At 65.1% G+C, this 8169-nt stretch carries 11 protein-coding genes and 1 pseudogene; 5 read left to right on the top strand and 7 right to left on the bottom strand.

All coding sequences use genetic code 11. From position 1 onward, the window contains the following. From QOI01_RS20690 to QOI01_RS20700, 3 genes and pseudogenes are all read left to right on the top strand, one after another. Nucleotides 1-297 (top strand): annotated as a pseudogene (locus QOI01_RS20690) (hypothetical protein); the annotation flags it as partial. Beyond that, the gene (locus QOI01_RS20695; RefSeq protein ID WP_526384228.1) at nucleotides 297-1415 is read left to right on the top strand and encodes an FAD-dependent oxidoreductase; all 1119 of its coding nucleotides are present in this window, start codon (nucleotides 297-299) and stop codon (nucleotides 1413-1415) included. The pseudogene QOI01_RS20690 and the gene QOI01_RS20695, both read left to right, overlap by 1 nt. A 27-nt stretch (nucleotides 1416-1442) precedes the next feature. Next, complete coding sequence (locus QOI01_RS20700) at nucleotides 1443-1625, top strand: fumarylacetoacetate hydrolase family protein (RefSeq protein WP_526384248.1); 183 nt, start codon at nucleotides 1443-1445, stop codon at nucleotides 1623-1625. Between the two features lie 32 nt (nucleotides 1626-1657). Here the strand turns inward: QOI01_RS20700 and QOI01_RS20705 are convergent, their stop codons facing one another. Genes QOI01_RS20705 through QOI01_RS20715 form a run of 3 tightly spaced genes read right to left on the bottom strand, consistent with a single transcriptional unit; the run spans nucleotide 1658 to nucleotide 4265 of the window. Beyond that, nucleotides 1658-2245: a carboxymuconolactone decarboxylase family protein gene (locus QOI01_RS20705; protein ID WP_526384230.1), complete on the bottom strand. Its 588-nt coding sequence runs from the start codon at nucleotides 2243-2245 to the stop codon at nucleotides 1658-1660. Nucleotides 2246-2285: 40 nt separating this feature from the next. After that, on the bottom strand, nucleotides 2286-3233 hold the full coding sequence (locus QOI01_RS20710) for an amidohydrolase family protein (RefSeq protein WP_526384232.1): 948 nt from the start codon (nucleotides 3231-3233) through the stop codon (nucleotides 2286-2288). Between the two features lie 33 nt (nucleotides 3234-3266). Then, complete coding sequence (locus QOI01_RS20715) at nucleotides 3267-4265, bottom strand: amidohydrolase family protein (protein ID WP_526384234.1); 999 nt, start codon at nucleotides 4263-4265, stop codon at nucleotides 3267-3269. Between QOI01_RS20715 and QOI01_RS20720 the strand changes: the two genes are divergently transcribed. Next, nucleotides 4230-4592, top strand: a complete 363-nt coding sequence (locus QOI01_RS20720) for a hypothetical protein (protein WP_526384236.1) — start codon at nucleotides 4230-4232, stop codon at nucleotides 4590-4592. The two genes, QOI01_RS20715 and QOI01_RS20720, sit on opposite strands and share 36 nt — an antisense overlap. Nucleotides 4593-4661: 69 nt before the next feature. Here the strand turns inward: QOI01_RS20720 and QOI01_RS20725 are convergent, their stop codons facing one another. After that, nucleotides 4662-5381: an MIP/aquaporin family protein gene (locus tag QOI01_RS20725; protein WP_526384238.1), complete on the bottom strand. Its 720-nt coding sequence runs from the start codon at nucleotides 5379-5381 to the stop codon at nucleotides 4662-4664. Between the two features lie 111 nt (nucleotides 5382-5492). Then, nucleotides 5493-6638, bottom strand: a complete 1146-nt coding sequence (locus QOI01_RS20730; protein WP_526384240.1) for an NAD(P)H-dependent amine dehydrogenase family protein — start codon at nucleotides 6636-6638, stop codon at nucleotides 5493-5495. Between the two features lie 101 nt (nucleotides 6639-6739). Here QOI01_RS20730 and QOI01_RS20735 point away from each other — a divergent pair, with 101 nt between their 5' ends. Beyond that, nucleotides 6740-6982, top strand: coding sequence for a hypothetical protein (locus QOI01_RS20735; protein ID WP_526384242.1), 243 nt, complete (start codon nucleotides 6740-6742; stop codon nucleotides 6980-6982). 61 nt (nucleotides 6983-7043) lie between these two features. On the opposite strand, the gene QOI01_RS20740 is transcribed toward QOI01_RS20735, so the two are convergent. Both QOI01_RS20740 and QOI01_RS20745 read right to left on the bottom strand, forming a co-directional pair. Then, nucleotides 7044-7541 carry a cupin domain-containing protein gene (locus tag QOI01_RS20740; RefSeq protein WP_526384244.1) on the bottom strand — a complete coding sequence of 166 codons (498 nt, stop codon included), beginning with the start codon at nucleotides 7539-7541 and terminating at the stop codon, nucleotides 7044-7046. Between the two features lie 196 nt (nucleotides 7542-7737). After that, nucleotides 7738-8169: hypothetical protein (locus QOI01_RS20745; RefSeq protein WP_526384246.1), on the bottom strand; the 432-nt coding region annotated here is incomplete at its 5' end.

An 8169-nucleotide genomic window follows, 5' to 3' on the forward strand; every position in this document is an offset into this window, starting at 1 on the left:
CTGGTGGCTCAGGGTGTCGCGCCGAGGATTCCGGGAGCCCCGAGCCAACTGTCGTATGCGATCACCCAGGCAAGCCACACCGCGTTCATGACCGGTCTGCACACCACGATGATGGCGGCGGCGGCCGCCACCGCGGGCGTCGGCGCGGTACTCGCGCTGGTCGTCCGGCAGAGGGAAAACGCCGGCACCGTCGTCCCCACATTGCCGGGGCGGAAGCCGGATGCGTTATTGGCCGAACCCGCTGAGGCAGCCGGTTTCGTCGGTGCTCGCAGTTCCCGTCATGGGGAGGGGCAGTGATGAAGAAGCTACGAGTAGCGATCATCGGCGGCGGCATCGGTGGACTGTCCGCAGCTATCGCGCTTCATCAGATGGGCGCTCAGGTTCGGGTGTATGAGCAAGCGCGTCAGTTGGGCGAAGTCGGCGCAGGAGTCGCGCTTCACCGCAACAGTCAAACAGTCCTAGCTCGGCTCGGCCTCGGCCAGCAGGTCGGCCGACGTGGCGCGCGGTTGTCTGAGTTTCACCTCTTCACCAAGGACGGCATCGTTGTCTCACATGAAACGTACGACGCCGGGGCCGGACAGCTAGGGCTGCACCGGGCCGATCTGGTGGCGGTGCTCGCCGCCGCCTTGCCGGCCGGGTTCGTGCACACCGGATGTCGCTGCGTGCAATTCACTCAGGATGACGGGTCGGCGGTGGTGAGCTTCGACAACGGGGTGAGCGTGAGTGCTGATGTGGTGATTGCCGCCGATGGAATCCATTCCGGGCTTCAAGGCTACGTCGTGGAGCCCACCGACCCGGTGTTCTCCGGTGTCGTGGCCTATCGCGGCCTGATCCCGGCGCCCCGGCTGCCCGAGTGGCCCCAGGGCTTGGTGACGTGGGGCGGCGACGGCAAACACTTGATTGCCTACCCGGTGCGCGCCGGTGAGTTGATCAACTTCGTGGGATTCGTCCCTGCCGACGAGCAGATGCGCGAATCATGGTCTGCACCTGGCGATCCGGCAATTCTGGCCGCCACGTTCGCTGATTGGACCCCGCAGGCTCGCCGCCTGCTATCGCGAGTCGAGACCACGCTCAAATGGGGCCTGTATGACCGCGAGCCGCTCCCACGGTGGACGCACGGCCGGCTGACCCTGCTCGGCGATGCGGCCCATCCCATGTTGCCGCACATGGGCCAGGGCGCCAACCAGGCCATCGAGGACGCCCTGGCGTTGGCCATATTGCTACGCGGCGTTGCGGCCGCCGACGCCCCAGCAGCACTGATGCGTTATCAGATGCTGCGGCGCGATCACACCGCTCGAATCCAACAGAACGCGCGGGTGAACGGACTTCGTTTCGACTCCGCAAAGCCCTTGAGCCTCGACCATTCCTGGGTTCGGGACTATGACGTGGAGAAGGAAGCCCTCGCCGTTTCTTGATCCCGAGGAGGCGGCGACCTACGGGACCTGATCTGGTCCATTCCGGAAGTCATCAGCGCCATCTCGCGCGCCGTCGACCTCGCCTCCGGCGATCTCATTTACGGCGGAACTCCCGCCGGCGTAGGACCTATGCAGCCCGGTGACGTCGTCACCGGCGGCGTGGAGGAGCTCACTGAGTTCATATTTACCGTCGGTCCGCGCCGGACCTGAGGTCCGGCACGGATGTGACTGAAAGCTGAACACTACTGAAGTGGCGGCAATAGATGCGTCTCACCGGGGTCTAGTTGCATATCGAAGACTGTCAGCAGCGCGGCGGTGCCGGCATACATTCCGACAAGGGCCATCAGGTCGATGAGTTGGGGCACTCCAAGTAGAGCGACGGCAGCGTCATACGTTGCGGCGCTGACTGATCCCGCGGTAAATGCCTCACGGATCAATTCGACGACCGTGCCAAACGGCGGCTCCATGTCGGTCGTCGGCTGTCGAAGTTTGATGGCGTGGATGATCTGCTGCGGTACGCCGACACGTAGCGCTTCTGGCTCGTGCGCCGCCCACTCGAACGCGTTGTTGAATTCGCGGGCGGTGGCGAGGATGGATGCTTCGCGGACGGGTTCACTGAGTCCGGCGCCGGACCTCAGGTAACTGCCGAGTGGCTTGTACAGCTCAGCCAACCGTGGGCTGTGCAGCCATAGACCGGCGGGTCCGTGCAGCCCGCGCAGAGTCCCCGAGGTGTAGAAGTCAAAGGATTTCTGGCCTTGGGGGTCGAGGTCCTCGCGGCGGGGCAGTGGTATGCGACATCCCGATTCCGGGTCGATCTTGGCTGGACTCATCACGGTCTCCTGTCAATCAGTGTCCGGTCTGCAGGCTCGCTCAGAGCCGGAAGAGGTGTTGGGCGTTTCGGTAAGCGATCTTGTCCCGGTCGGCGGGGCTGATCGGGGCTTCGGCCAGAAACCGTGCATGTTGAACCGGGTCGCCGAAGGGGTAGTCGCTTGAGAACATGATGCGGTCGGCGCCGAACACCTGCAGGGCGCACAGCAGCGGCGGGGTGGTGGTGTAGCCGCAGATGGTGATGTGTACGTGTTCGCGGACAACCTGCGCGACCGATCGATTGTCGGGGTTCGCCCGGGCGAGGATGGAGTCCGCTCGCATCAGTGAGAACGGCAGGTTCTCGCCCATGTGTCCGACGACGATCTGCAGCTTGGGGTGTCGGTCGAAGACGCCGGTGGCCGCGAGTCGCAGTACGTGCAGACCGGTTTCGGCGTGCCAGCCCCAGGCTGCGGTGGACAGGGCTGCGCCGGTCGGTCCGGGTAGACCACCGAAGTACACGTCGGCGACCTGCTGCGGTGGGTAGGTGGGATGCAGATAGATCGGTACGTCGAGTTCCTCGACAGCCGCCAGTAGATCACCGAACTCGGGGTCGTCCACGAACCGCCCCTGGGTGTGCCCGTTGATGACCACGCCGCAGAACCCGAGCTCGGTGATCGTCCTCTTGGCTTCCACGATCGCGGCATCCGGATCCTGGGTGGGCAGCGTCGCCAATGCGTTGAACCGGGCAGGGTGCGCCGCAACAACTTCGGCGCAGCGGTCGTTGATCGCCCGACTGAGTTCGGCGGCGTGCTCGGCGGGGACCTGCTGTGTTCCCGGCGCCGCGACCGACAGGACCTGCATGTCGATGCCCGCGTCGTCCATCACCCGCAGCCGCTGCTCGCCAACTTCCACCAGTTTCGCGGTGAGCGCGTCGGGCGCGGTCGGGTTTGGCCGCACCTCGCTGATGAGGTCGGCGGGGAGCAGGTGTTCTTCTAGGGCGATCAGTGTCATGGCGATCCTTTCGTCGTTCGGGGCCCGGGTGGCTCACGCAGCGGTGTTCACGGCCAGTCTGGGTAGCAGTGTGTGCGCGTTGCCGTGCATTACCTGCGCGAATACTTCGGGCCGGTCCGAGAAGTAGGCGTCGACGTTCGTCGTGTACCAGCCGGCCATATCTGGACTGACGGCGGGGAAGTCGGTGCCGAACAGGATCTGCTCGGGCGGGACGAAGTTCTCCAGTGCGACGAGGTTCGTCTCGAAACCCGACAACGCCGTCTCGAAGTAGAAGGTGCGGAAGTCGGCGATGATCTCCTCAGGACTGAGCTCACAGCCGAGGTAATGGGAGAGCACCGCGACCCGCGCGGCGAGGAAGGGTGTGCTCCCGCCGGAATGCGAAAGGATGATCCGTGCGTTCGGATACTGTCGTTTCCGGCCGCTTGTGACGAGATCCGCTGCAGCCTTGTAGGTTTCGTTCGGTACCTCGCTTATGGGTGTGGGCAGAAACCGATTCGGCATCCGGTTGCGTCCCGGTGTCTGCTCGCCATGCAGGAATACCAGCGCATGGCGCCGATCGAGTTCGGCCCACAACGGCTCGAAGATGTCGTCGCCCAACGACCGTGCCTGTTCCCCGGTGCCGTAGACGTTCGTCAGGGTGATGCCGTCGGCGTCCAGCTCGTCGAGGGCATAGGTGAGTTCGTCGAGTGCGGCGTCGACGTCGGTAAGGGTGGGCAGATGCGCGAAGAACCCGAACCGGCCGGGATGGTCGTCGACTGTCTGGCGGGCGACGGTGTTGACCTCGCGGGCGAAGGCCCGACGGTCCTTGGCGGGCAGGTTGTGCTCGAGATCGCTCGGCAGAGACAGCACGGCGGTCTGAATCCCGAGACCGTCCATGAACTCCAGGCTGGTTTCCGGTGTCCAGCGTGGGGTGCCGCCGGGAAAGCGCCAACCGGAGTCCGCGATGAGGCCGCGTTGTACGAACTCAGCCAGCTTTCCGCTCGGGAAGATGTGATGGTGGAGGTCGACCCGTGCGGGCCCCGGACTGCTCATGGCCATGCCTCCAGTGAAGACCTCGTCGACTTCCTCACGCTGCGCACCATCGAGCTCGGTGTCGACACGGCCGGCGGGCTGGTCGGCGACCTCGGTCTCAACCCCGCCGTCGTCAGTCGCACATTGACCAAGCTCACCAAGGCCGGCTTGATCGGGCGGCGGATCGATCGCGACGACTCCCGCCGGTCGCGGGTCGACCTGACCAAGAAGGGTGCCCGCACCACTGCAGCAATCGCCGCCCGCATCCGACTAGTCCTCACTCAACGCCTCGAACACCTTGACCCCCAACGTGTTCAGGCCGTTCTGGAATGCCTCGAAACACTCTGACATCAGTAGCACAGGAGCGACGACGAGAGCGCTTCAGCGACACGTGCTGTCAGGCATTGAGCTGGTGGCTCATCGGTCGTTGGGATTGAGGGCGAGGAAGACGGCACCGGCGCCGGCGCCGGCGACGACCTGCGCCACCAGGTAGATCCACAGCGTCGGCCAGGCGAACATTCCCATCACGGCCGCGCCGAGCGTCACCGCCGGGTTGAAGGCGCCACCGGAGATCGCTCCGACTGCGACTGCGCCCGCCACCACGGTGAACCCGATCGCCAGGCCGTAAAACGAATTGTCCGGGTGATCCTTGCTGGTGGCGACGTTGAGCACCACATAGCACAGCGCGAACGTGAACAGCACCTCCACCACGAACGCGGCAAGCACGCTGGCGCCCGTCAGAGTCAGTGTCGCTGTCTTGGCGGCCTGGGCTGGGTCGATGACTGTTCGCACCAGCACCGCGGCGAGCAGACCGGCACCGAACTGCGCGAGCCAGTATCCGGCGGCATCCCGTAGCGTGATCCGGCGCCGCACCAGGGCCGCCAAGGTAACCGCAGGGTTGTAGTGTCCGCCAGAGAGGTGGCCGCCGGCGTAGACCATGACCATCAGGACGGCGCCGATCGCCAGGGGAGCAAGCGGGCTGCGGCTTCCGACGGCGGCGCCGACCGTGAATACCAGAAACAACGTTCCGATCGCCTCGACGACGTACTTGACTCGTGCCCGCGGGCCGCTATCGGCCTTCGTGTTCCCGTCGTCGGTGACGACGCCATTTGATGTTTGTGATGTGACCGTGTGCATGGCTTCCACTGTCCCGTCACCCGTGGCGGATGTCGTTCACGCTGGCACCCAACCCTTGTGGTGGCCAGCTGCAATGTTGGGCTGCCGACAGCTGCGACGGAACTGATCGTTTTAGCGAATGCCGACCACCCGGCTGTCCGGTGAGGGCCCGGGCGCCGGCTTGACCAGACCGGTGCCGGTGATCAGCGGGAGATCCAGCGCCGAAAGGAGTCCGGGTGCGGCGGCGAATACCGCCGGGATCGCGTTCACCATCCGGGATGCACCGGCCACGCGGGCTCCCAGATCGTGGTCGTGGTTCTCGGCCAGTTCCAGTTCGCATCGGATACTCGGCGATCCCTCGATCTCGACCCGATAGGCGCCACGGCCGGAGGCGCCGCCATAGCCGAGGTCCAGCGGAGCGATGGCAATGCTGGGCTGCGGCCACTGCGGCGCGATGTCGTCGCGCATGCGCGTGACGTGATCGACGACGAATGTCGGCTTGCCGTCGACGTATCCGGTGAGTGTCGAGCGCATCGCGGCGATCGTCCCGGCCGGTATGTGACCGGTCGGGGTGTCGAACCCTTCGTCAGTGGGGACGCGCTCGTTGTCCTCGGCGAGGTTGTCGATGCGGACACCGAGCCCGGCGGCCAACTGGTGCAGGACGGGTCCCCAGCCGTAGGTGAAGACGCCGGGCGCCGCGGCCAGGGCGGCGAACTCCGGGGGCTTGCCGAATCCCAGGATCTCGTAGACGGCCCCGTGATCGGGGTAGGTCGCGTAGTTGAACATCTCGGTAACGCGAACAGTGTCGATGTTGCGGGAGATTCCTGACAATGCCAGCGGCAGCACGTCGTTCGCGAAGCCGGTGTCGATGCCGGTCGTGAAGAACGAGCTGCCGCCGGCCAGTGCGGCGTCCCCCAGCGGACCGGTGAAGGCCACGTCGACGGCGTCGGGATAGACGAGCGGGACCACCGAGCAGGACACCACATTCTTGCCCGCCCGCAGGATCCGCACCATGTCGTCGAACGCCTCGTGCACGCGAAGGTTGCCCGCGGCTGCGTAGATCACCACATCGGCGTCGCCGTTGAGCAGATCGTCCGGATTGCGGCTGGCGAGTACACCCACCCGATCGACCCCGCACAATTCGCCGGCGTCGCGGCCATCCTTGGCCTCGCTGTGCACGACGAGGTCGACCAGTTCCAGCTCGGGGTGGTCGATCACCGCGCGCAGTGCGATGACACCCATGGACCCCGGTCCCCAGACACCCACCTTGATCGTCATCGTCCTCCTATTATTAGGATGCAGCTATCTAGTATTCGAAGGCATGGTAGGGAGGTGATCGTGGTCAAGTCAACGTCGAAATACCACCGACCCCCCGAGCGATGGACGTGGTTGAGGCACTGGCGGATTCGACCAACAGCCACACCTCGGCCGAACTGGCCAGGAAATGCGGCATCGCGACGTCGACGTGCTTGCCGAACTGGGGCGGGGCGGGCTCGTCGGCCTACTTGCGTCGCTACGACCAGATCGAGATCCACCTCGGCCGAACGGAAGGGCTCACGTTCGATGAGCTCGACGTGGCCCTGCGATCCACCCAAGATCGGTTGGCGCCAGGCGTGGCCTAAACGGGACCACCCGGCCGCGTTGCACGGGCCTTGGTTCCGTACTTGGACCGTCCGCGCTCGATCAAACCTGGTGCCATGAAGGCTTTTTCGGATCGACCAACTGCAGGTCGACAGGGCCGAGACCAAAGATGGCGATGACCGCGGGATCAGATTGGCTCGGTACGACGCCGTCGTAATGCGGGGTGCGGGCGGTGCGTTTGACATATCCGCCAGGCCCTACGGGCACCGCATCGTCCGGCTCGAAGTCATTGCCGCTGTTGACCCACCAGGTGCCGGACACAACGACGCAGACCCGATCGGTTGCATACGTATGAGGTGCGCTGAACCAACCGGGATTCCATCTCATCGCGACCAGGTAAGGCCCGGCCTTGTTGAGATCACCGTAGAGCGCGGCCATTTCGCCGCTCCGGGCAGGCAAATCGCCCCACGCCTCGAACGCAATCTTGTCGTACGGTAGGACGAACGTCTCGTTGGGATCGGGAGGATCGCGGTGCGTGCCGGTGAAGGAGTTGGTTGCGGGCCTGGTCCCCTTAGATCCGCAGCCGGCAATACCTGCCATCAGCAGTGTTCCAACGAGTAGGGAGCGTCTGTCAACGTCCATGGGGCCCGCCTTCCGGTAGTGGACTGCGACTCGTCAAAGAACCACGGCGTGCGTAGTGGCACTCCTTGGCGATTGGCACAATCCCCTTCGTGGGCCATGATTCCGCTCCAGCGAGCCCGTGTCGGCAATGCTGACGCCCAATCCGCGCCCCCTGCTAGCCGGGTCTTTCACCTGCGGCGGACGTGACCGACTCGCTGGGTTCGTCTGAGGTCGACGACCCCATAGCCGGCCGAGCCGCGTCACGCATGAACTCGACGAAGGCGCGACGCGTCGCGAGCGTATAGCGGTCGGCCTCGACCGACAGCTCGTACTGCTCGCGCTCCAACGGCACCTCGAGCGGGTCCAGGGCGTTCAAGGTCGGCAAGTCCTCGTGCAGTATCTGCATCTCGGTGGCTAGCGTCGCAGCCGGATCGAACGCCTGGTAACCCTCCGCCGTGCCGGAGACCAGGAAGATCCGGCACCCGGTTGGGCCTGCCGGACAATACGCCTCCATGACGACCCGCTTGCCGCCGGCGCCGTGATCGAGCAGGACGGTGGCGATGCCCGGTGCCACCGCGTGGTAGTCGAACGTCAAGTTCGCGACGTC

The sequence above is a fragment of the Mycobacterium sp. genome (assembly GCF_032162605.1).
In the GTDB taxonomy this organism is placed as follows: Bacteria; Actinomycetota; Actinomycetes; order Mycobacteriales; family Mycobacteriaceae; genus Mycobacterium.

Excerpts from the sequence above, each read along its gene's own strand:
- QOI01_RS20695 (WP_526384228.1), top strand. The coding sequence starts at position 297 with ATGAAGAAGCTACGAGTAGCGATCATCGGCGGCGGCATCGGTGGACTG.
- QOI01_RS20705 (WP_526384230.1), bottom strand. The coding sequence starts at position 2,245 with ATGAGTCCAGCCAAGATCGACCCGGAATCGGGATGTCGCATACCACTG.
- QOI01_RS20710 (WP_526384232.1), bottom strand. The coding sequence starts at position 3,233 with ATGACACTGATCGCCCTAGAAGAACACCTGCTCCCCGCCGACCTCATC.
- QOI01_RS20715 (WP_526384234.1), bottom strand. The coding sequence starts at position 4,265 with ATGAGCAGTCCGGGGCCCGCACGGGTCGACCTCCACCATCACATCTTC.
- QOI01_RS20725 (WP_526384238.1), bottom strand. The coding sequence starts at position 5,381 with ATGCACACGGTCACATCACAAACATCAAATGGCGTCGTCACCGACGAC.
- QOI01_RS20730 (WP_526384240.1), bottom strand. The coding sequence starts at position 6,638 with ATGACGATCAAGGTGGGTGTCTGGGGACCGGGGTCCATGGGTGTCATC.
- QOI01_RS20735 (WP_526384242.1), top strand. The coding sequence starts at position 6,740 with ATGGACGTGGTTGAGGCACTGGCGGATTCGACCAACAGCCACACCTCG.
- QOI01_RS20740 (WP_526384244.1), bottom strand. The coding sequence starts at position 7,541 with ATGGCAGGTATTGCCGGCTGCGGATCTAAGGGGACCAGGCCCGCAACC.